Source organism: Pseudoalteromonas sp. J2K-J979, from assembly GCF_058169715.2.
In genome coordinates, this window is sequence record NZ_CM200281.1 from 860031 (window position 1) to 883149 (window position 23119).

At 39.7% G+C, this 23119-nt stretch carries 17 protein-coding genes; 11 read left to right on the forward strand and 6 right to left on the reverse strand.

Annotated elements, in window-relative coordinates:
* The first annotated feature begins 13 nt into the window (after nucleotides 1-13).
* On the forward strand, nucleotides 14-1597 hold the full coding sequence (locus tag AC3KVK_RS04115; protein WP_490310935.1) for a PAS domain-containing protein: 1584 nt from the start codon (nucleotides 14-16) through the stop codon (nucleotides 1595-1597).
* Here AC3KVK_RS04115 and AC3KVK_RS04120 read toward each other — a convergent pair.
* Complete coding sequence (locus tag AC3KVK_RS04120; protein WP_490310936.1) at nucleotides 1594-2361, reverse strand: hypothetical protein; 768 nt, start codon at nucleotides 2359-2361, stop codon at nucleotides 1594-1596. The genes AC3KVK_RS04115 and AC3KVK_RS04120 overlap by 4 nt on opposite strands.
* Before the next feature lie 72 nt (nucleotides 2362-2433).
* Between AC3KVK_RS04120 and AC3KVK_RS04125 the strand changes: the two genes are divergently transcribed.
* The 3 genes from AC3KVK_RS04125 to AC3KVK_RS04135 all read left to right on the forward strand — a co-directional run bounded on the left by AC3KVK_RS04125 (nucleotide 2434) and on the right by AC3KVK_RS04135 (nucleotide 7647).
* Nucleotides 2434-2631: a DUF3283 family protein gene (locus AC3KVK_RS04125; protein WP_086744446.1), complete on the forward strand. Its 198-nt coding sequence runs from the start codon at nucleotides 2434-2436 to the stop codon at nucleotides 2629-2631.
* The gene (locus tag AC3KVK_RS04130; RefSeq protein WP_490310937.1) at nucleotides 2631-3053 is read left to right on the forward strand and encodes a GNAT family N-acetyltransferase; all 423 of its coding nucleotides are present in this window, start codon (nucleotides 2631-2633) and stop codon (nucleotides 3051-3053) included. The genes AC3KVK_RS04125 and AC3KVK_RS04130 overlap by 1 nt, the downstream gene beginning before the upstream one ends.
* 94 nt (nucleotides 3054-3147) lie before the next feature.
* Nucleotides 3148-7647 (forward strand): EAL domain-containing protein, encoded by a 4500-nt coding sequence (locus AC3KVK_RS04135; protein WP_490310938.1) that lies wholly within the window; start codon nucleotides 3148-3150, stop codon nucleotides 7645-7647.
* Nucleotides 7648-7672: 25 nt separating this feature from the next.
* On the opposite strand, the gene AC3KVK_RS04140 is transcribed toward AC3KVK_RS04135, so the two are convergent.
* Nucleotides 7673-8623 (reverse strand): ion transporter, encoded by a 951-nt coding sequence (locus AC3KVK_RS04140; RefSeq protein WP_490310939.1) that lies wholly within the window; start codon nucleotides 8621-8623, stop codon nucleotides 7673-7675.
* Between the two features lie 85 nt (nucleotides 8624-8708).
* Complete coding sequence (locus AC3KVK_RS04145; protein ID WP_490310940.1) at nucleotides 8709-11378, reverse strand: bifunctional acetate--CoA ligase family protein/GNAT family N-acetyltransferase; 2670 nt, start codon at nucleotides 11376-11378, stop codon at nucleotides 8709-8711.
* A 156-nt stretch (nucleotides 11379-11534) separates the two neighbouring features.
* On the opposite strand from AC3KVK_RS04145, the gene AC3KVK_RS04150 reads away from it, so the two are divergent.
* The 3 genes from AC3KVK_RS04150 to AC3KVK_RS04160 are packed head-to-tail and all read left to right on the forward strand — an operon-like array spanning nucleotide 11535 to nucleotide 13464.
* Complete coding sequence (locus AC3KVK_RS04150; RefSeq protein ID WP_490310941.1) at nucleotides 11535-11870, forward strand: hypothetical protein; 336 nt, start codon at nucleotides 11535-11537, stop codon at nucleotides 11868-11870.
* A gap of 26 nt (nucleotides 11871-11896) precedes the next feature.
* Nucleotides 11897-12616 (forward strand): SIMPL domain-containing protein, encoded by a 720-nt coding sequence (locus AC3KVK_RS04155; RefSeq protein WP_490310942.1) that lies wholly within the window; start codon nucleotides 11897-11899, stop codon nucleotides 12614-12616.
* A gap of 14 nt (nucleotides 12617-12630) precedes the next feature.
* The gene (locus tag AC3KVK_RS04160; protein ID WP_490310943.1) at nucleotides 12631-13464 is read left to right on the forward strand and encodes an RNA polymerase subunit sigma-24; all 834 of its coding nucleotides are present in this window, start codon (nucleotides 12631-12633) and stop codon (nucleotides 13462-13464) included.
* 36 nt (nucleotides 13465-13500) lie between these two features.
* Here AC3KVK_RS04160 and AC3KVK_RS04165 read toward each other — a convergent pair whose 3' ends face one another.
* Nucleotides 13501-14190, reverse strand: a complete 690-nt coding sequence (locus tag AC3KVK_RS04165; protein ID WP_490310944.1) for a helix-turn-helix transcriptional regulator — start codon at nucleotides 14188-14190, stop codon at nucleotides 13501-13503.
* A 75-nt stretch (nucleotides 14191-14265) separates the two neighbouring features.
* Nucleotides 14266-15948 carry a hypothetical protein gene (locus AC3KVK_RS04170; RefSeq protein ID WP_490310945.1) on the reverse strand — a complete coding sequence of 561 codons (1683 nt, stop codon included), beginning with the start codon at nucleotides 15946-15948 and terminating at the stop codon, nucleotides 14266-14268.
* A gap of 343 nt (nucleotides 15949-16291) precedes the next feature.
* On the opposite strand from AC3KVK_RS04170, the gene AC3KVK_RS04175 reads away from it, so the two are divergent.
* The 4 genes from AC3KVK_RS04175 (at nucleotide 16292) to AC3KVK_RS04190 (ending at nucleotide 21165) form a co-directional block, all read left to right on the forward strand.
* On the forward strand, nucleotides 16292-17557 hold the full coding sequence (locus AC3KVK_RS04175; protein ID WP_490310946.1) for a hypothetical protein: 1266 nt from the start codon (nucleotides 16292-16294) through the stop codon (nucleotides 17555-17557).
* Between the two features lie 80 nt (nucleotides 17558-17637).
* Entirely contained in the window at nucleotides 17638-18501 is an 864-nt protein-coding gene (locus AC3KVK_RS04180) for a hypothetical protein (protein ID WP_490310947.1), read from the forward strand.
* 1 nt (nucleotide 18502) lies between these two features.
* A complete protein-coding gene (locus AC3KVK_RS04185) occupies nucleotides 18503-19690 on the forward strand; it encodes a hypothetical protein (protein ID WP_490310948.1) in 1188 nt (395 codons plus the stop codon).
* A 125-nt stretch (nucleotides 19691-19815) separates the two neighbouring features.
* Nucleotides 19816-21165: a hypothetical protein gene (locus tag AC3KVK_RS04190; protein WP_490310949.1), complete on the forward strand. Its 1350-nt coding sequence runs from the start codon at nucleotides 19816-19818 to the stop codon at nucleotides 21163-21165.
* Nucleotides 21166-21247: 82 nt separating this feature from the next.
* Here the strand turns inward: AC3KVK_RS04190 and AC3KVK_RS04195 are convergent, their stop codons facing one another.
* Nucleotides 21248-23083 (reverse strand): DUF885 domain-containing protein, encoded by a 1836-nt coding sequence (locus tag AC3KVK_RS04195; RefSeq protein ID WP_490310971.1) that lies wholly within the window; start codon nucleotides 23081-23083, stop codon nucleotides 21248-21250.
* Between the last annotated feature and the right edge of the window lie 36 nt (nucleotides 23084-23119).

The following is a 23119-nucleotide window of genomic DNA, read 5'->3' on the forward strand; positions in this document are numbered from 1 at the left end:
ACGTATTTTAAGTATGACTTTGACTTTAAAACCAGGCACATATTTTAAATTAACTATCGCACTGATTATGGTAGTTGGTTCATTCGCTTTGGTTGCTAATTGGTACATTGAAGAGCGTGCAAGTGCGTTATTATTTCAAAATTTAGAAGAAGTGCATCGCAGTCAAAAAGCTTCTTACGAGTACCTCGAAACGAAAAAAGAAATGGCACAGCTTGCTGTGGCTTATGCGAATAAAGATCACAATCAAGTGATTAAATACCGAGACATTATTCGCCTCAAAATTCGTTCATTGCGCAAAGAGCTCAATTTATGGCGATACGCAGTGGAAGCCGATTTGAGTATTGCAACTGATGAAGTGCGTGAAGCCGAGCAAGAAGAGTTACAAGAACTCATTGAGCTATCTGATTTAGTCGTTGTTTTTCAAAAAGATACCAATCAATTGTTGGCTAAAACTTCTACATCAGAGTTAACGTTTGCGCAGTTTAATGTGTATTTAATGCAGTGGGCAGAAGAAAATAAATCACTTGATGTGGCATTTTCAGAGTTAGTGCGTGAAACTAAAGCTGAAAACTATCTTGAACTAGATGAGTTTGAAGAACAATTAAAATTCACCACACAAGCCGACTTTATTTTATTGATTTGTACCGTATTAATTGCGTTATTGTTTGCGTATTTAGAGCGACGTGCATCGTATGCACCACTTATAAAAATAAAAAGCTTTCTGCTTAATTTACGTAATCAACAACAGTCAGAGTTAGACTTAAGTGCGTATGGAGCTTTTTATCAACGACTAGAACAAAGATTAAAAGTCGCAATTGGTCATATCGAAAATGATAAAATGCAACGGCAAGATGAGATAAATCGGCTGAAACATTCACTGGATGATTTGCACCAACAGCATGAAATCAATGGCTTTGCGCTTGATAATATTGCTGAGGCTGTCGTTAAAACTAACTTAAGCGGCGAGATCATATTTTATAATCGAGCGTTTGAAACACTTCTCAAAGGGACGAAAGTCGCTTTAATCCGTAATATTCAATCGATAGTTATATTACGCTTACCCAGTGGTGAATTACTCCAGTTTGAGCGGTTAATCAAAGAAATCGCGGCGCTGACTGAACCAATGCTGCAAAAAAATTTGGTGTTAGATACGCTCTCAGGGCAGCTTGAAGTGGATGTTTCTGTGCAACTTTTAGATTCTGGGGTGTTATTAACTATTTCAGATGCATCGATAGTGCGACTTCAGCAGGCGCAAGATAATTTACTTCATAGTTTATATGAAAGTTTCGAGCAACCTATTTGGTTACTCGACCAAAATTGGAATGTACTGGATTTAAACAGTTATGCATGCCGGCAATTTGATAAAGAAAAACAGCAACTTGTTGGATGTAGGATGCCAATGATTGACTTAGTGCTCACTAAACAATTAGATTATCAAAATATCACTCAGGCACTTGAAAAACAGGGAAGATGGAAAGGACAATTACTTGACTATTGTAAAAATTATCAAACAGTCCAAGTTGATGTTGAAATTAAAAAGCTCGCTTTCCCTTCTTCATTGGGGGTGTTTTTTATCGTGGTCAAGCCTAAAAATTAGTTGTCATACCTATTCACAGTCTGCGAATGAACTAAGTGTTTCTTTTTGAAAGCGCTGAGCGTGCCGTTTGTTTCATATTGCTTGAGTAAAGTTGAAATAAGCTGGTGTAACTCTGCATGGCTATTGTGGATATAGTGATAACTGGATGTATGCTTGACTGATTGCACTGTGTAGTGATTATCAGGAAGGGGCCCAACTTCAGCGTGGAGTTGAAAATCTAGGACTAGAATCGCTTCTGTCAGCGCCTGATTAAGAAGAGTGAGTTGGCTCTTAATACTTTTAACTTCTAATATCTCACCTGTGTAATTTTGTTTATTTAAATAGTTATTCGCTGCGGGGTAGGTAGGTACGATACTTATCTTCTTAAAGTCGGTTACGTGACAAGGAGCACACTGGGGATTTTTGTGTATCAATAATAATTGAAAATCAAACAACGCAGTTGGAACACGTAAGAGGTTGCTGTATGTTTTTTCAATATCAATGACCCGTGCAAGTTGACCATCTAATTCGCCTGTATTGGCAGCCATTAAGGCGCGTTCTCGAGGAAAGTCGATAAGCGTAAGTTGGTATCCTGTTTCTTGGTAAGCCTGAGAGATTAAATCAATTACGTATCGTGATTGCGGGGTATCCGCAGGCCGATTGAACTTTAAAGGCTCTACGCTGAACGCGCTTTGCGTAAAAATGAAGGCTAAAATGAACAAAAGCCGATTAGAAATCATAGAAACCAATTTATTGTGGGCTGAGTCATGTTTGTGTTTTTTCATATTTAAAGGTTATGGTAAGCTTATCAGCTGAGCTAATTATTTATACTCTTAAAGTGGGAAGTCTTTAGTATCATGAGTTACAACTTATGCCTTTTGTCGCGAAATGATAAATATCAAATTCAGCTAGAATATGAAGCATCTTATTGGGCTTATCAAGTGAAAAAGGGTAAAAAAACCCGCGATGTAGTCTACAGCACCATTTTATCTCGCTCTGTTTCAGAGCAAGACTTCTTAAAGCGGCAATTTGAGCAATATTTAAGTATGATGTAATGAGGCTTGATGAATGTGAGGTTGTTAAACTTGAGGCGGTGAAAACTCCGTTGGTGAATAAGTTTTACGATCATTGCCGTGCTAAAGGTCGTGCTAAAAAGCACGACGAGGTATGGGTCGTTTATTATCAAGGCCACATCATCGCTGCATGTCGAATTCAACCCATTGAAGGAGAGTGTTTTTTATCGACCGTGATGGTCGAGCAATCCTATCGTTCACAAGGGGTTGCCCGCTTCTTCCTAGGCATTGTTTTGTCAAATATGACACAGCCTCTGTTCACTTTTGTTTATGAATACTTGCAGCTATTTTATACAAGCTTAGGGTTTATTGACGCCCAAAGACTGCCTTTATCGTTATCAAGTCGTTTCATTCAATATCAAAAACAGCAAGGCAATCTACTGGCTATGCAATTTGTGCCGTAAGTGGAAAATTAAACAAATTTAGTTACAAATTCCAGTATTTATGTTCATAATTAATCAATTCCATTCACAGAATTTGCTTTTTTAAGGCTTACATTTGTTACTAATTACGCGTATTTTTTTAGTACTTATTTTTTCTAACTTTTTGTCTTCTACTGTGTTTGCAGCACCCGTCCAACGCCTTTCACCTGATGAAGGGCTGACTCAAAGTTATGTGAGTAAGTTATTAGTTGATAAACAAGGATATCTTTGGATTGCAACCCAAGGTGGGCTGAATAAATACGATGGTCTAACCACCCAAGCCGTCGAAGGTCCTGAAGGGATCTTGAAGGACATGGCGATTGAGCTTTTGTATCAAGATTTATCGGGGACGATTTGGATTTTCTCTTTGGCTCAAGGTTTATTAAACTTCTCTCCTGATACATCTCAATATCGTCAGTATTTATTTCAACCCCAGTCTTTAGAGCAAAGTTACAGTCAGGCCATTTATGCGATGCTAGATGCCGGTGATCAGACACATCTGTGGTTAGGTCGAGGTACCAATGTTGCGTTGTTGAATCGTCACACCGGTGAGATAAATACGGTGCTGGAGATCCCCAATATGGATTTCAAAGCATCTGCTGTTCGCAAATTATTGCAGTTTAATCACTTTTTATTTATTGCAACGACCGAAGGGTTATATGTTTATGATACTAAGTCCGGTCAATCTCGTTTGGTTGAGCATACGCTTACGCCTCCCACTTCTCTAAATCAAAATAACGCCAAAGAATTAGTATTGTTCGATAATGAAACTTTGTTATTAGGAACTGTACAGGGACTTTATCAAATAGATATCTCAAATCTAGCGAAAATGATGGAGAGCCCCGATGTTGCCTTTAAAAATACAGAGCTTATTTCAGATTTAAATATCTGGACTATCAATAAGAAATCAGATTACTTACATCTAGCAACCAATCAGGGGTTGTATCAATTTTATTTAAAAGAAAATCATTTAGTTAAAAATAATATCGTGAGTGAACAATTTTCGTTATCCGATCCGAGCTTTGTAAACATGATCGAAGATCAGCATGGCTCCATGTGGTTAGCAACAAAAAATGATGGGGCTTTTTTCATTCCAGATAATCGCAGTATGTTTTTTAATTATCACAACGAAAATTTAAGAGGCCCAGGCTTGTCTCATCACAATGTTTGGAGTATCGCTGAGCAAGGTGAATACGTGTGGTTAGGCACGAATAATGGCTTAACAAAACTTAATTTAAGCACCTATGAATCAGAGGTCTACTTACAAAATTATTTTGCTGATGAATTTAATAGTGAGTTTAATATTTCCCAATTGTATTTAGCTGGTGACTCCATTTATTTATCGTCGGTAGAAGGGATGATGAGTTTTAATACCCACACCAATCAACTTAAAGCGCTAGAAACTGTAACTGATCAATATCAAGACTATTTAAAAGATTATAGCTATGGGGGGATCCTGTTAAATGAAGAACAGTTATATCTTATCCATATTGAGCTTGGGCCTTATATTTATAATATTCAGACACACACAGTTACCCCCTTAGCTGGAGACTTTTCTGGATTGGAAATGGAGTTAGCACAACGATTTTTAGCACCATTGCCCGATAAACCAGATCAGGTTTTACTTTTTCAAGGCGGAAAGTTATTTAGGGTAGAGAGTGAGCGGCAGACTTTAGAAGTGATTTATCAACTTGATAGAATGGCTCACAATAATTCTATTTGGTTGAGTAGTCATTTTGTGGACAAAAACAATGTTTTATGGCTGTCGTTTACTAATTTAGGTTTAATTGGCTTAGATGCTGATACATTTCAAATTGTGCACCCATTTAAAGAAAATCAAGACGATATTGGTAGTTTGTTGTATGGCATGATCAGCGATGATGAAGGGATGGTTTGGCTGTCAAGCCACCAAGGAATACTGCGCTTTGATCCTGATAATGGGCATTTTCAGCGTTTTACCGTTGATGAAGGACTTGATACCAATGAGTTTAATGATAGCGCGAGTTTAAAGCTGGCTGATGGCCGAATCGCATATGGCTCAGTCAAAGGGTTAACCGTTTTTTCGCCACAGCAGAACCGCCCCCGTAGCGATATATTGGAACAAGTAAACATTACCTCTGTTAAGTTGATGTCACCGCGCATGAACTTATCGTCAATGACAAAAATTTTCAGTATTGAATTAGATCACGATGTAATCGGTTTAGAAATTGCCTACTCGGCGATGACGTTTAAATTACAAGAACGTGTGGAATATCAGTATCAACTTGGTGAGCAAAAACTGGTTTCAACCAAAAATAATAATGTTGTTTTCCCAAAGTTTAACCCAGGTGTCTATGACTTTAAAATTCGCGCTCGCGACCCATTAACAGGGAATTATACTCCTTATACTTCATTAAAAATTACAGTGAATTATCCTCCTTTTCGCTCGCCTATTTTTATGACTCTGTATGGATTACTCTGCTTGGTCGTATTATTTATTTGGTTCTACCGGCGTAATAAAATTCAGTTACAGCTTGTGCAAGCGCATAAAGAAAGCCAAGAAAGTGAAGCGAGGCTCAAACTTGCGCTCGAAGGCAGTCAGTCAGGTGTTTGGGATTGGAATATTCATTCATCTATGATTTATCAACCGCGTTTAATCAATGAGCTCGGTTATGAAGCTGAGCAATTATCATTAGAAGAATACTTAAATAAAATTCATCCAGATGATAGAGCTAAATTCAGAATCGAATGGCTGGAGTTTTTATCAACCAATAAAGGTTTTTTTGAGTGTGTATATCGGGTTAAAGATCATCAGGGTCATTGGCGTTGGTATAAAGATTTTGGCAAGGTAATGGCGTGGCAAAATGAGATGCCTAGTCAAGTCGCGGGGACATACACAAATATGACCCGTGAATTGGCTTTTGAAGAAAGTGCGCGGTTATTTAGTGCTGCCTTTGAGCACACGAGAGATTGGGTGTTGATTTTAGACAAACGGTATCGCGTTCGAGCGGTCAATAAAGTGCTCAGTGATGCCTTTGCGTTTACCCTTGAGACCCAAACAAGCCGAGCATTGACCTTGGGATTAAACAAAGAAACTCGGTTAAATTACTTACGTATTATGGCCAAATTAAACTTGGGTGAGCACTTCCAGTCAGATGAGGTGGTTAAAACTGCTGATGGGGTACTTCACCCAGTTATTATTAAAGTCAGTACTATGGGAAATAAAGATGGCTGTATTGATAACTATATTGTTGTTATTACAGATATTACCGAACAAAAAGAGGCGGAAAAAGAGCTCAGAGTACTGGCGAATTATGACCCTTTAACTAAATTACCTAATCGGTCGTTATTAGTTGATCGTATCGCCCATGCCACTGAGCTTGGAAAGCGGCACCACAGCCGAGTTGCGTTGTTGTTTATTGATTTAGACCACTTTAAGCAAGTCAATGACACGTTAGGTCATGATTATGGTGATAAATTATTGATTACCGTAGCAGAAAGGTTGAAGAATGTATTAAGAGAGCAAGATACAGTTGCGCGTCTCGGCGGCGATGAGTTTGTTATATTAATTGAAGATATTGACGAAATTGATGAGTTAATCCCTGTTTGCCGAAAAATTTGTCATGAAGTAGGCTTACCCGTTCAGTTGGGTAATCATTTAATGAATGTCACCCCAAGCGTCGGTGTTGCGATTTACCCTGATGATAGTAAAGATCCGATGGGATTGTTGAAATCCGCAGATATCGCCATGTACCACGCAAAAAAACAAGGGGGGAGCACTTACCAATTTTTCCATCAAGAAATGAATCAAAAAATTCAACGTAAATTGCAGTTAGAAATAGAACTTAAAGAAGCGGTGCAGCGCGAAGAATTTGTGAATTTTTATCAACCGATTATCTGTGCTACCGAGCATAAACTCAAAGGCTTTGAAGTGTTACTTCGCTGGCAGCAGCTCAATGGCATGGTGTCGCCAGGAGAGTTTATTCCGGTAGCTGAAAGTATGGGCATTATTACCACACTTACTTTAGCTACATTAGAGCGTGCGTTGAAGGATTTATCTTATTGGCTGACTTTGCAACCGGAATGTTATGTTTCGATTAATCTGTCAGCTCGTGATTTTGATTTTGAAGGGATTGCGGAGCAGTTAACATCTCGAATTGTACAAGCGGGGATTGAAGCGCAGCATGTGGTATTTGAAATAACCGAAAGTGCGCTGATGCAAGATACTGAAAAGGCACTTGAAGTCATGCTTAAATTAAAAGAGTTAGGCTGCCGAATTTATATGGATGACTTTGGTACTGGTTATTCATCGTTAGCCTACTTGAAACGTTTTCCAATTGATGTGCTTAAAATAGACCAAAGTTTTGTTCACGATATCGGTCAAGATGCCAGTGATGAAGCCATTATTCATTCAACACTGGCTTTAGCGCATAGTTTGGGTAAAGCCTGTGTGGCAGAAGGGGTTGAAACGCAAGCTCAAGCAGAGTTTTTACAAATGTTTGGCTGTGATTACCTACAAGGTTATTTGTTTTCTAAACCTCAGCCGCTCGAACACATCGACGCATTATTAGGTACCGATTGGCGAACGTATTTTTAAGTCGACTGTGTGATTGGCTCTTCAATCAATGGTTGAGCTTTTCTCCGCAATGTGGGCAATAGTTTAATTGGCTTTTGGCGTTGAGTTCATTGCGGATAGCCGCTTTACTTTCTAGTTTGCTTAAACCTAAGTTTAATCGTAGCTCTTCTAATTTTATGAGCTCGGCCTTGGTCAATTGTCCATCTTCTAATGCGCTATGGACATGGTCAGAAAATAAGGCCCGGCGCTTTCTTATTTGCTCTGAAAAACTTGAGGCCAGTAAGCCGGTTGGAATTGCGACCATTCCCATACTTAATACAGTGATCACGCCTCCAAAAAACTTGCCTGCTGGTGTAATTGGCACGACATCCCCATAACCGACGGTGGTCAGCGTCGCCATCGCCCACCACATAGCGGCAGGAATCGATCCAAACTTGTCAGGCTGGATATCGTGTTCGAGTAAATAAATACCGCACGAAGCCAGAATCAAAATCACGGCCATAATAAAAAATGCTGCAAGGAGTGAATTACTTTCTTCTTTAAATGATTGTAAAAGTAATTGCATTGCCCGGGAGTAACGAGTGAGTTTGAAGATCCGCAGTAAACGCAGAGCACGTAAAAACCGTAAATCAAGACTCACAAAAAACATGAGGTAAAATGGCAAAATAGCGATTAAGTCAATTAATGCTAATGGGCTTAAGATATATTTGATGCGAATTTTGAATGGACTGTCTGTTGAGTGTTCAAATTGTTCTAAATCAACACTAACCCAAACCCGGGTGAAGTATTCCACAGTAAAAATTGCGACAGAGACGATTTCAATCCAAATAAATAGCTGCTTGTGGGCTTGGGCGATAGAAACGACAGACTCAAGCACTATCGCAATAATATTGATGCTGATCAGGATCACTAATACAGCATCGAGCCAACGACCTTTATTGATATTTTTGCCTGAACCTTCAAGGATTTCGGCGAGAACTAATCGAATCGAGCGCAAAATTTAATCCCCATTATTCAAATCATTGGTCAGTTTAAAAATTATAAGCCATCGATACAATCGACAGGTTAATTTATTTGCCATATTAGGTCGCCAGATTCAGTGCCATGATAACCGTACCTTCTTCAAAATCTCGTTTAATAGTAAAACCAAGTTTCCTCGCTAATGCAATCATTCCGGTGTTTTCAGGTAAAGTGATTCCACTGATCAGTGAGACTTGTTGATTTTTGCAGTGATCGATCGCGCTTTGAAGTAGCACTTTGCCAAGGCCTAAGCCCTTTAAGTCTGACCGGATCACAATGGCAAATTCGGCTTCATGATTGTCAGGCTCCATCAACACACGAGACACGCCGAGTGTCTGCCAACCTTGTGGAGTTTCTTGAGAGACAATAAACGCCATTTCGCGGTCATAATCAATCTGAGTCATTTTTGCAAGTTGCTCATGACTAAAGTCCGGTAGTTCTCCAAAGAAGCGTTTGTAGCGGTCTTCTTTGGTGAGTGATAAATCAAACTCCCTATGAGCGGCTTCATCTTCAGGTTTGATTGGACGAAGAAGGGCTGTAGACCCATCTTTTAAGGTGATTATTTGTTCTAATTCTTTTGGGTAAGGGCGAATACAGAGGCGTTTAGTCCCTTTAATTTGATATTTTTTCAGGGTCATCATCGCATCAAGGACTAAGAATTGACCATCAATCGCCAGTACCGGATTGAGCTCAAGAGAGGCAATGTCGGGCTGATCAACAATAAGTTGCGACACGCGGGTCAGCAAAGCACATAACGTATATTTATCAATTTTATCAGGTAGATGCTTGTCTTTAATAAAGCCTTTATCATGAGCGGCTGCGATTAAATATTTAGCTAAGTTCATGTTCAGAGGAGGAAGTGCGACAGCAGCTTGTGCAAAGCTTAAGCCTGTACCAGATTCGCCGAGTAATATAACAGGGCCAAAGCACGGGTCACTTTTTATTGCTATTCGCAGCTCTTGAGCCCCAGCCCTCGGCGCCATTTTTTGTAATGAGAAGCCTTCAATAATGGCATCGGGATAGGTTTGCTTAATTCGCAATAACATTGCAAAAGCTGTTTGTTCAACTTCATCTCCATCATTCAAATTGAGAACGACTCCCCCGACATCGGATTTAGACTCAATACTGGGACTAATCAGTTTTAACGCGATGGGAAATCCTAAATGATGGGCTTGCTCTTTCGCTTCGCTCGGAGTTAGCGCCACTTCAGTTTGAATAATATCGATGCCGTAATGTTGTAATATAGGCCGGGTTTGATATGTAGAGAGATAGCTTTGCTCGTCGAGCAAATGCTGTTTTATCATTCTTTTAGCGGCACGGTTATCAACACTGTACGACTGTGGTAATGATTCAGGCGTTTGCGTTAAATGTTTTTGGTTACGGCGATACTGTACTAAATGCATAAACGCGCCAACCGCTCCTTCAGGCGTACGGTAGGTAGGGATCCCCCCTAAATTACAAACCTTTCGTGCTGCGTAGGCTGCGTCTTCTCCCATAAAGTTAGTTAAAACATAGGGCCGCTGCATTTTGGGCAGGGTATTGACGGTTTCAACAATGATTTTTGCATACTCTTCGCTAGGCGCTAACGCTGAAGGGCTATGTAGTATTAATAGGTTATCAACCTCGGGGGCTTTTAGAAGTATCTCCAACGTTTTTTTATAGCGATTTGGGTCTGAGTCACCAAAAATATCCACCGGATTTGAAATCATGTCATCTTGTGGCATCACTTTATTGAGTTGGCTGATTGTATCGTTGCTTAAAGTGGCGAGGCGTCCAGAGCTTTGAATGAGGGTGTCAACAGACATCACACCCGGGCCACCGCCATTAGTTAATACGGTTAAATGCTCTTTTTTGAGCAGTTTCGGGTGAAGCGCAAGCGTTTGTGTGGCAGCGAAAAGTTCGCGTAAGTCATTAACTCGCAGCATTCCCGCACGTTGAAACATTGCATCATACACTGCGTCGGCACTCGTATACCCGCCTGTATGAAGTTGTGCAGCAGCGGCACCTAAATGGGTTTTTCCCGTCTTAATTGCGATGACAGGTTTATTCACAGCCGCCGCACGTGCCGCCGAGATAAAACTGCGTGCATTAGCGATATTATCGATGTACAACAAGATGGCTTGTGTTTTTGGGTCGCGTCCTAAAAAGTCAATTAACTCATGAAAGTCAATATCGCAACAATCTCCCATCGAGACAAAGTAGGAAAAGCCAATGCCTTTATTTTGCGCCCAGTCCAAAATAGTGGAACACACGGCAGCTGATTGAGAAATAAAGGCGAGTTTTCCTGGGCTTGCAATGGTGTGAGAAAAACTCGCATTGAGGCCAATACTGGGTATTAATAGACCAAGGCAATTGGGGCCCAGTAAGTTAACGCCGTGCTCTTTGGCGGCCTGATGTAATGCTTTCTTTTGCGCTTCTTTAAAGCCTGAGGCGATTAATATCGCGTTTTTACATCCTTTTTCGCCCAAATCTGCGATTAATTTAAGTGAAATATGTTTATTGGTGCACAGAATCGCTAAGTCAGGTATTTGAGGTAATGAAGCTATATCAGGATACGCGAGCACACCATGGACTGCTTTATATTTGGGAGTGACAGGCATAATAGGCCCATTAAATCCGCCTTGAAGTAAGTTTCTCATTACCACAAATCCTGCTCGGTTAGCTTGATTTGATGCGCCTATCACCGCGACAGAGTGAGGATTAAAAAACTGGCTGATCCGCTTTACACTCATATTCTTCCCTCAAATATGCTGTTTTGTGGCCTAATGTGACCGATTTAACCTTAAACTAACGTGTTTAGAATTAGATTCCAATTAGCGGTTAGTTTATAGTGTGGTTATATTGTAACAAGCTAAATGCTTATCTTTAATTTCCTGACAGGCGTAATCATGACCTTATTGCTTATTTGTGCAGCCCTAGGTGCCAATGCCATTGATTTAAAACAGATGATCCCATTACACCAACAAGATTTAGTGACTGTACATGCGTTAGGATCGCCTGAATCGGGCACTGAGCACTTGATGTTTATCAAAAAATCGATTCCTTTAATGATCAATTACCAAAAAACGGAGCGTATTTATGTGCTCAGTGGTGATGGCACTGTGACGTTAGATGGACTCACTTTAGCCGTGAAGCAAGGTGATTACATACCTGTTCCGCTCTTAGAGCATGGTGTGCAGCTAGGTTTTGACCAAGACGTTAAAGTATTATCTGTATTGGGTTGATTATTAGTGTGACGAAGGAAGCTGCAATGGATAAAAACTCGCTTAAGCAAAATGTCATAATAGGTGTACTTCTGGCCATAGGTTTAACCTCTTTAGGCTGGCAAATAAAAACAGGCTTACTCGAATATAAAGCCATGGAACGCACTGTTTTGGTTAAAGGTTTAGCAGAACAAGAAGTTCTTGCAGATACTGTGATTTGGCCAATTCAATTTAGCGATACGGGTAATAATCTCGCGGAGTTAATTGAACAGGTTCAATCGAAAAATGAAGCCATCAATGCATTTTTAGTCTTACATGGCTTTGATGAGAAGGAAGTGTCGTTAGGGGCGTTGGCAGTGATTGACAAACTGGCTGATCAATACGGAAATAATCAAGGGGTTAAATATCGTTACTTAGTCCGCTCGACAATTACTGTGCACAGTCAAGAGCCTGAAAAAGTAAATAATGCGTTGAGTAAAATGAGTGAGTTAGCCAAGCAAAATATTGCGATTGCGGGTCAAAACTATGACAGCCGAGTGCAATATTCATTTACAGGATTAAACGAACTCAAACCGCAGATGATCCAAACGGCAACAGAACAAGCGCGAGAAGTGGCCGAAAAGTTCGCTAACGACTCTCAATCTAAATTAGGAAAAATCAAGTCAGCACGGCAAGGGCAATTTAGTATCTCAGACCGTGACTCAAATACGCCACATATTAAACATGTTCGCGTGGTTTCGACCATTGAATACTATTTATCAGATTAATGGATTAATCCGCTATGCTTCATATTACAAATGGCGATAACGCGAATTTATACCTCAAACGCATCGGCATTCAAGGGCAATTTCAGGCTTGGCAAGATGCCTTACATGAAGGGCTGATTAGCTCACACACGGATTTGCATTCAATTAGTGAAATTCGTAGCCATTTTTTAGCTGATTACTTTTGTCTCGACTTAAAAGTAGTACAGGAAAAATTCGCTCAGCGAGACCAAACTTTGAGCGAACTATCCGAGCACGACTCACTGACTTTATGGCTCACGCCTGAGTTATTTGATGCATTAATTGGCTTGCAGTTCTTGGCTTGGTATCGTGCGACAGGCCGCCCGGTTAATCAGCTTTTTATTGTGATGCTCCCTGAATACTTACCGCCCCAAGAGTTAAATGCCGAGCAAGTTTCTCAGCATTATCAAAGTCGCTTTAATCCCAGTGCCGAGTTTCTTCAATTAGCTGAGCAAGTGTGGTTAGGACTAGTGACATCATTAAGTATGCTAGAGCAAACGCTCACGCTTGATTTTAAATTTTGGCCTAATCTTAAACCTGCGATGAGACGTTACTTAGAAGAAAAACGCTTGAATCATGGATATAACCGCACCCAATGGCAAATCATTGAAGCTTTATCTAGTGGGCCGCTTTCTTTGGCACAATTATTCGGAGCGAATCAAAATCAAGAGGAAGTGGTATTTATGGGCGATCTTAGTTTTTGGTGCTTGCTTGAACAAATGCGCGATATTATCGATATTGACACTGAAGAATGTATTTTACATCAAAATATTGAGTTTTATCATCTGCATAAATGTAGCCTTAATAAAAATGGGACGCGACTTTTATAAACATGAACACGTATAGCCATTCAATTTTTTATGGTGTTATAAAATACCCATCGCATAAACCTTTGCAATTGCTTGTTGTCTATTTGAGCTGTTGGTTTTTCGGATACAATTGGCAATGTGATAATTCACTGTACGATCAGTGATGGTTAATATTTGGCTTATTTCCCAAGACGTTTTACCCTCAGTGGCCCATTTTAAACACTCAATTTCTCTTTTTGTAAAATGGACCTGTTTATTTGAATCTCTTTTTATTCTTTTAAATGCATCATACATATACTGCACTCTTACTATCGATTTAAAGTATTCTTCCTTTAATAGTTTGTTGTCTTTTGCTCTTAATATTAAGCAACCGAAGTCCGAGGAGGTACCTTTGAATGGAATGATGAGTGTATCGTAAAATATTGCAAATCCTTTTTGTTTTTTTGGATCTTGCACTTTAAAAAAATTCAATATTTCACTGAGCTTTAAAGGCTTTACTTCGGATAAACAATAGCTCCTGATTAATTTCTCCCCTTGCATTAAGCGCGTCAATGCTTCACCTAAATCTCCATAAATCTCTACAGGGTGGTGTTTATTTAATTCAGGTGAATAAACACAAAATGCATAGCTTTTAGCATTTATTGACTGAGCTATATTATTCAATTCATTATTTAAATCATTAAATGATTTAACTCTTTCTAGCTGCTTTGTTGGCTCAGCTAAATTTTGATGAGTTACTTCTGGCATCAATTGAGTCACCTTGACAAGGAATATAAAAAGCGCAGCTTCGTATATTCCTTGCTTGTTTATTGAACGAAAAATCTAGATATCTAAGGGAATAATAGTTAGTTGGTTGTTAAATTGGTTTGTTAGCAGCAAAATAGATTTACCTGAAGCTAAGAATTTAAGTGACTCGAACTCTTGCCATGTTTGATTTTCGAGTATTTTTTTAGTGTTATTGAGTGTGCCATCTGTTACCCAGACACTGCCTTCACCCTCAATATAAAATAGTAACAAACCAGTATTAATACTGATTGATGAAAATGTCGCTGCCGCTTGATTGAGCGTGATAAGCGGATCTGAAGTTAAATTAAGGTGAGTGATTAATTCATTCAAGCTTAGCGTGTTATTTCCATAATAAAGAGTGTTGAGCTTTGCCTGATTGCCAGTTAGTTGGTTGGCAGTCACTAATAAATTACCTTGTGCAGAGAGTAAATCGGCGGTTGTATTTTTGAAAGGTTGCCAAGTCATTGATTGGTTAGCAATCTCAAAAGATAAAATATTATCTCCTTCAATCATAAGTAATTTATTCTTCTCGTCACTGGCTTGAAGTAATGCAAATTGGTTCGGTTTATTAAGAGTTTGAATCACTTGATTGACATGATTTCCCATTATTTCTACAGCGGTTAAAACCCAATGGTTATCAGCATTATTTGCTAACCAGACGGTACCATTTTCAATTGAAATGGCTCCATAATCGGATCCAGAGGTCACGTGTTGATTGGCATCTGTGCTTGGCTTATTCGATTGCGATACAGAACGGTCAAGAACGATATGATCGTCTGCTTGTGTGAGCCAAGAAAGTACACCAGAAGATACGAATAAAGGAGAAACAATATCTCGAGTAATGGGCCTGATCAGTGACCAAGTTTGCTCTGTATCTGAAAATATATACAGCCCAGTGCTGGCTAAGCTGTATAGTTTAGACTGCACTTTAACCAAGCTAGAGAATGACTGAGAAAATGAGTCTATCTTATCAATCGCGCCATTTTTAAGCGTTAATGAATAAATAGTATCACCGAGTAGAAAAAACTGTTTGCCATAATAAGAATGAAGCTGGATATAATCAGACAAAGTAGTCTGAGTAATATCAAGTGGGATCTTTTTTGTTTCAGTGATGATATGAGTATCAATGATGGACTCAGATTGTTCAGTTGCAATTAAAAATTCTTCACACTGTAAAACCCAGTGGCCATTGCTTTGATTATTTTGTATCAAATCACATAATAAAGGGCCCGTGGATGAAATAATACTGGGCGTTTCTGTGGCGCTTACTTGTGTTTGAATACCCTCATCTTCAAGCGTGTATATTTGATCTTTTAGCTTCACATTGACAGAGTATGGAAGTTTTTTTTCTAATGAAATAGTGACGAATTCTGTACTGGCTTTGGTTTCACATTCGATCATTAAATTATGTTGAATATCGGTGATTTTATTGACTTGGTATGTACAGGTGTGAGAGTCAGGAAATACAAATTCTGTAGGGTCTGAATAGCTTGAGTTTTTGGATAACAGCTGTTGATTTGAATCGATACTGTAATTTTTACCCAGCCAATTGAAAGAGATATTACCTTCAGTTAACCCTAATAATTCGATGTTCAATTCAAATTGAGAGCTAATTGGCGGGGGAGTCTTATCTTCTGAATCAGAGCTTGAACCTGAACACGCAATGTTTAAACAACAGAGCAAACCAACTGCACTAAACGTCCATATCTTTTTTAACACGATAACTTCCTAATAAACTGTAAATAAATTGCCTTTAAACTAATAGTAACAAGAATTATTCAGTAATGACAGTACCAATTTTGGGTACTGTCATATTTATCAGGTTCCGTTGTTTAAAAAAATTACTTACCAGAGAATCTTATCGACCTTACATGTCGGTTTAATGAATATTGAGCCTTGTGTAGGTTTACTGCGCCTTTGTACATTGAATTTGTGTAATTATTTAGCCGGTGTTGTAGGTAAGCGCCTGCAGGTATTAATACAAATCTAGTTGTATCAAGTAATTGTCAAGGGAACGTAATTTAAACAATATACTTAAAAATTAAGAGATTAGATAAATATCATGACTTCAATTATTAAAAAATCGCAACTTGCACTGGCTGTGACAGCTTCTATTTTTTCAACTTTAGCTATCGCTGCTCCGTTGGATCAAACAGAGAAAGATATTCAAGGTTTATTCTCTGTTGATACTCAATTGGCTTACACACTGTATGCAGATTCGGTTGATCAAAACTTAGTGTGGTATGTGCCAAAAGTGGGTCAAATTGCGTTGTCAGGTGCGAGTACAGCCGCTCCTAAACCAAGGTTTTCGGTTTATGCTCGCGCTCCATGGACGGGGATTTTTGCTGGGCAGGATTTAGTACACTTTGGTGGCGCATTTAATACCTCAGGTGACAGAGGTGCGCTCTTAAAGCTTGAAAGCGAAGCGCATGCACAGGGATTTAGAATCTCGCCAGCGCAAGCTGCAAAAGTAACAACAAAGTTCTTACTCACTGATTTAATTGTTGGTAATGATGGTCGAATTGATACTCATTGTGAAACTGAAGAGTGGACAGGTCCTAACGGGACAATCTTAATTCCTGTGTGTAAAGCGCTTAATAGTCAAGGCGAGTGGGTCAATACGGACTTCCTTTCTAAATTTAGAGCGGCAACACCTAGAGGAAATAGCACAGTTTCTACTTATATTCCTTTCCAAGCAACGAGTATGCCTAATTGGGACTTCACGGTTCAAGAATGGATGGAAACAGGTTCGAATTGGGATGCAAATATTCAGGCTGTGGCAGAGTGGGAATTAACGACGGTTAAGAAAGTGCGTGTTGCAAGAATCAACATTGATTGGTCACGAACTTTTGAACAAGCAAGTACATTTTTTGCTATTCACAACAATGCCTGCTTAGAAGTGGAGGTTGGCACTTTCTTCAAGCGTTTACTTGATAATCAAAATGGTGAGTCGGGCATAACTGTTGAGTATTTACAGGCTGATGGTTCATATACTAAAGAGCCGACCTCTGAAGAACAATTCCTCCAAACTGTTGAAGCTGTTCGTAAAGAAATGCGCGATGAGTTGTTTAATGAAATGCGTGATTATGGCCAATCTCAAATTGGTGATGTAAACAGAGAAGCTACAGCGATGTACACGTTACGTGCGAACTATGAAAAATTAGTGTTTAAACGTAATGAGACACGTTATGTATCTTGGAATCCTGGTTCGAGTGTGACCAATGCGTCAACCAATATGAATATTCAGTGTGTTACGGGTGGTTTTGGCACCCAAGTAACGTGGGATATGCAAGACGCTGCATGCCGCAATATTGCTGGTCAGCAATAATTTTTAGCGACCTCTTAATGTGAAGCCTTTTTTAAGGTTTCACATTGACTCGATTAATTTGGACTCATATTGGAAAAAAAATGAAAAATATTAGTGTTTTAAGCTCATTGTTAGTGAGTGCTTTGACATGCGCAAGCGCAAGCGCAGTGACGCTTGATGAAATTGACTTTACTCAGGCTATCGAAACGCAAGATTTACTCTATGCGCCTATAAAAGGAACCACGTCGAATCGTGGCGCTTTTTGGTATAAAGATATTCAACAAAAAGTTGTGGGCCCGTCGAATGCCGGTTGGGGAATAAAACGGATTACGATCAGAGCGTTCCCAGAAAGTCACAATAATAATGTGTACTCAGAATTTGTTGCGGTGAATAATATCCTTGATATTCGCAAAAACCTTTTACCTGAAAACACTATTTTATGTACAGCCACTGATACATTAATTAACAAACTCAAAGGTTATGGTATTTATTATAATCTGCAATCTAATGCAGGTAATTACCCTAGTGTTTGCTCTTTACAACTTAAATATCAAGCCAGTGATGAAACGCAAGAAGCGGAGATTATTAGCTTTTTAAATACTAATAAAGTTATTAATGTCAGTTACAATATTTCAACCTCAGCGACACCTGCAGTCACAATGGATGTGCCAAATATTGTTTCGTCATTGGTGAATGATTCTATCTTAGTGCTTGATGTCGAAAAGAATCGCTATGTCGGAGATGCGTACGAAGTACTATTTCAAAGTGCTCAATATTCGAGCGCTCTTTTTAACAGCGATAAAGCCAATCAAGAACCACTGGCTTATATTGATTGGAAACGTTTTATCGACTTACATGAGTTCTCCACCTCAGCCACACTTCAATTAGATAAAGATGTTGCCGAACAACCCGTTGAAATAACACTACCGGGCAGTGGTGAAACCATTTTGAGTGTGAATTTCTAAATTGCTTCGTCATTTATTAATTACTTGTTTTCTACTTTTTCTTTCACTGTCTTTGGAGAGTAAAGCAAAAGTAGATCTCACGATCAATGAGTGCAAAGGTTGCCATACTAGCAGCCGAGCGGAAGTCGAAGCGCGTTTCTCTAATGGTTTTGGTAAATGGAAAGATCCACAGTGCTTTGGTTGTCACCAAGAGATCACTGAAATTGCTCAGAAATTTAATGCAGGGACCAAAGATCCTCGTTATTACACCTTGCCAGTGAGTGATGAAAAGTTAAAGGCAATTGGACATTACTCTTTGTCTTATTTAAATGCGCCGCTCAATCCGGTTAAAAACCGGCAAAAACGTGGGCGATTTGATCGCTTGACCTTGCAGCGTTTTCTGCAAAGACCTTTTGGAAGGTGTGATGAGTTAGGTCTATGTGAAGCGCCGACTATGATGGCCTACCCGAGTATTTCACCGCAAAGTATTGCACTTTTTGAACAGTGGCTCAGCCCCACTGAGAAGGCAGATACTGAACTGAAGGGAGATCTCGGCCACTCAGCGGGGAAAGCTATTTTCGACGAAAAGTGTGCTGGTTGTCATGGCGATAGTCGAATGAGCGGTTATAACAGCGTTGGTTTAAGTTTGTTTTCATATCAATGGATCTTTAATTACGCGAATCGCTTAGCAGATACAGTGACACCAGATCGAAAAATGCCAATGGTTCCAATCACTCAAGCTGAAGCGTCGCACTTGGCTACCTTTTTTCAAAACCAACGTACTGACAAAGAGCAACAACTCGACCATTCATTAACGGATATTCCAACACTCTTTAGCCAAGATCAGGAGTCTGCGCTGTCAAAAAGTGAGTCTTTTTACCTATGGAAAAGGCTATGGCGAGATAACCATTGTGTTCATTGTCATGGCATTGAAGGTCGAGCAAATACTGCCTTTGATACTTCTGAAGGTGGGATCGCACGATGGCTCGCCAAAAATGATCCCTATGATCTTTATGCGCGATTAGTGACGAGAGAGAAAGAATCGAAATTTGGCTTAAGCGCAAAAAAGCCTGGAATGCCAATGACTAAAAATCCAGTCCCGACACAAGTGACTTCTTTAATTAGCCGCTGGATCAAAAATGGCTGTTTGAATTTACAAGAGGAGGCGCTGTGTGAACAACAGAGGAAAAATGATGAGAAAAAACAATGAAAGTTAAATATTCAAACGCACTAATAATGTGCTTCCTATTAATTTATATATTATTAAACAGTAATTTAAGCGCGACTCCTGTTTCTCCCGAAGTTGATAATGTTGCAAGCAGGTTCAGCGTTGATATGCAAAGTGAATTTCACCTTTTTTCTGATTCTATTAACAGAAGATTGGTTTGGTATATTCCAAAAATTGGTGGAATTCGAAAAGTGGGAAACCGGCCCGACTTTTCTGTTTCATCGAGTGTGGTAGAGGCAGGCCCCTTTGCGGGTGAAAGTGCTGTGAACTTTCAAGGGAAGTTTAATGCATTGAGTCGCACGCCGAATATTAGTCGTCTTCATTCCGAGGCTGCCAGCAAAGGGCTTTACATTAGACCGGCGCAAGTGTCAGCTGCCGATACTCGAGTGCTACTGGCTGGATTTCAGTTGGATAATGATGGAGTCCTTAAAACAACCTGTAATATCGAAGTATGGCAAAGCCCAAATGGACCGATACAAATTCCGGTTTGTAAAGCGCAGGATGATCAGGGGAATTGGCAAGAGGTGGACTTTTTAGCATCATTTATCGCCAGTTTGCCTATCGCAGGCAATATTGATCAGGATATTCCATTTAGTGGTCAAACTTTGCCTGGTTGGCAGATGTCGATTTCTGATTTATTAGTAACAGGATCTAGTTGGGATGCTGAAATTCAGTTAGTGACGGATTGGAAGCTGAAAACCAACACGCAATTTAAGGATGCACGCATTCAAATTCGATGGCGAGATCTAGTCAGGTATATGATTTCTGTAATGATCGAAACTCGCACTTGGTCCATTACTAAAAGTAAATTAGATAATATCCTCACCCAAGCAATAAATAGTCGAAGTGGAATATCTGTATTTTATTACCATAGTAATGGTTCAACCTCACAATTCCCACAAGATACAATTCAAAAAACGCGCATTAAAAACAACTTATTACATCGATTGAGAAAAGAGTTATTTATTCCTATTTATAGCCCGAGGAATGTTTTAACTAGGCTAATCAATAGCCCTGATCCGATTAATCCTTATTTGCCGTATACAACACCGACCTTTGAAGAAGTCGAAAAGAAATGGAGCAAATATTCTGATCGAGTTTATGAAAAAGTGGTTCAGCCAGCCTATAATAAGCAGATTAATGAAAAGTCGATGTATTATCCGCCTCCTCATTGTCCATATAAGAGCTCAGTTAACTCTACAAGTGCCTACCAATGCCATGAACCAGAACCGTGTACCTTTTCAGTACATGGGTATTGCAGACCACCTCGACCACCCGTTTGGGAGGCGCGCTATATTTTAAAGTCTAATTATTGGCGATTACTTTCAGCTCCGTCATCAGAAATTAATATTTACTTGAACGGTATCGAGATGCTAAATGCATCGACCTATATGACGATTGATTGCATTGAAGGGGATATTGATGTTCCTCTTCGGTATGTGGCAAATTGCCATTAATAGCTGTTTTAAGTAATAAAAAACCAGTCATATAAGTGACTGGTTTTTTTTGTTCTTAATTTATTGAAAACACAAGTTTATATTAAGACTTTCCCGCCGATGCGATGTATTGTTCTACATAGCCTTCAAGGACGTTTAGCGGGAGTGGGCCATTTTTAAGGACCACGTCATGGAACTGGCGAATATCAAATTTATCGCCTAGTTGTTTTTTGGCATGTTCGCGCAGCTCTTGAATTTTCAGCATACCAATTTTATACGCTGTTGCTTGAGAAGGCATGACTACATGGCGTTCGACCATTTTTACGCCATCAGAGGTCGCATTCGGTGTATTGTTTACATAATAATCAATACCTTCTTGGCGAGTCCACTTCATTGCATGGATACCTGTATCGACCACTAAACGACACGCGCGCCATAATTCCATTGCGAGACGACCAAAGTCAGAGTATGGATCTGCATATAAACCCATTTCTTTCGGGACTAATTCAGAATATAAACCCCAACCCTCAACATACGCAGTATAACCACCGAATTTACGGAACTTTGGAATACCCTCTAGCTCTTGTGCAATCGCGATTTGCATGTGATGACCCGGCACACCTTCATGGTACGCCAGTGCTTCTAGTTGGTAAGTGGGCATCGCTTCCATGTCATACAAGTTTGCATAGTAAATACCTGGGCGCGAGCCATCTGGCGCGGGTTGTTGGTAAAAGGCTTTGCCTGCTGCTTTTTCACGGAATGCTTCAACGGCTTTTACTTGTAAGTCAGCTTTTGGTTTGATAATAAATAGCTCGTCTAACCGTGCTTTCATATCATCAATCACTTTTACAGCTTCGTCTAAATACGCTTGTTTACCTTCAGCAGTATTTGGGTAATAAAATTGCTTGTCAGTTTTCATGAATTCCATAAAAGCAGCTAAGTCGCCTTTAAAACCCACTTTATCTTTTATTTCGCGCATCTCATCATGAATACGTGCAACCTCACTAAGACCAATAGCATGAATTTCTTTCGCTGTGAGTTCGGTGGTAGTGGTGCGTGCTAAAGCATTATTATAAAACGCTTCACCGTCTGGAAATTTCCACGCGCCATCACGCTCATCGGCACGCTTTTCGAGTTGCAGAAGGTAGCTAATTAATTTGCTATAGGCAGGTTTGATTGCCACTGTCAGACTTTGAGTTGCATCACTAATAAGAGCATCTTTGTCTGACTGTTCAATTTCAAGGGCATTGATTTTGCGTTTGAAGTCAGCCAAAAGAGTGGAGTCTTCGCCTTGTTCAAAAGGTGCACCTTTGATGATGTTTTTACTAGAATCAATCACATGAGGGAATACAAACTTAGGGGCGATGATGCCCTTTTGAGCGCGAATTTCGAGATCTTTTTCGAGTTGCTCAAATACAACAGGTACGCCGTTTAAACGTGAAATATAGGCTTTGGCATCAGCTACATCGCTGATTTGATGTTGGTTGATCAAAAATGCCGGCACCATAGAGTGGGTCCCAAACATTTGATTGACTGGATAGTTGTGATAACGCCATTTGAAATCCGCAATGTTTTCTTCTAAACCTTGCTTAAACAGATCGTAACTGGTTTGGGTGATTGGATCCAGTTGGTCGCGGTTAATGGTCATTAAGGTGGCCAAATCTTTTTTGGTCAGTGCTAAGTCTTCCAGAGCACGTTCTTCTGAGCCATCATCCCATTTATCGTAATCTTGTTTTATACCCATATATGTTTGGTAGACTGGGCTGCGCATCACGCCGCGCATAAAGACTTCTTCAAAAAATGCATTTGCTTTTTCTACTTCACTGGCAACAACTTGAACTTGAGCGGGCGCTGTAGTGTTTTGTGCGCTGGGTATTTGCTGGCAGCCTGCCAAAAGAGCCGCACTGATAGTCGCTGCGATGAGAGTCATTTTACGCATCATTTATTACCTTTTTGATTTTTGATAATGGATTGT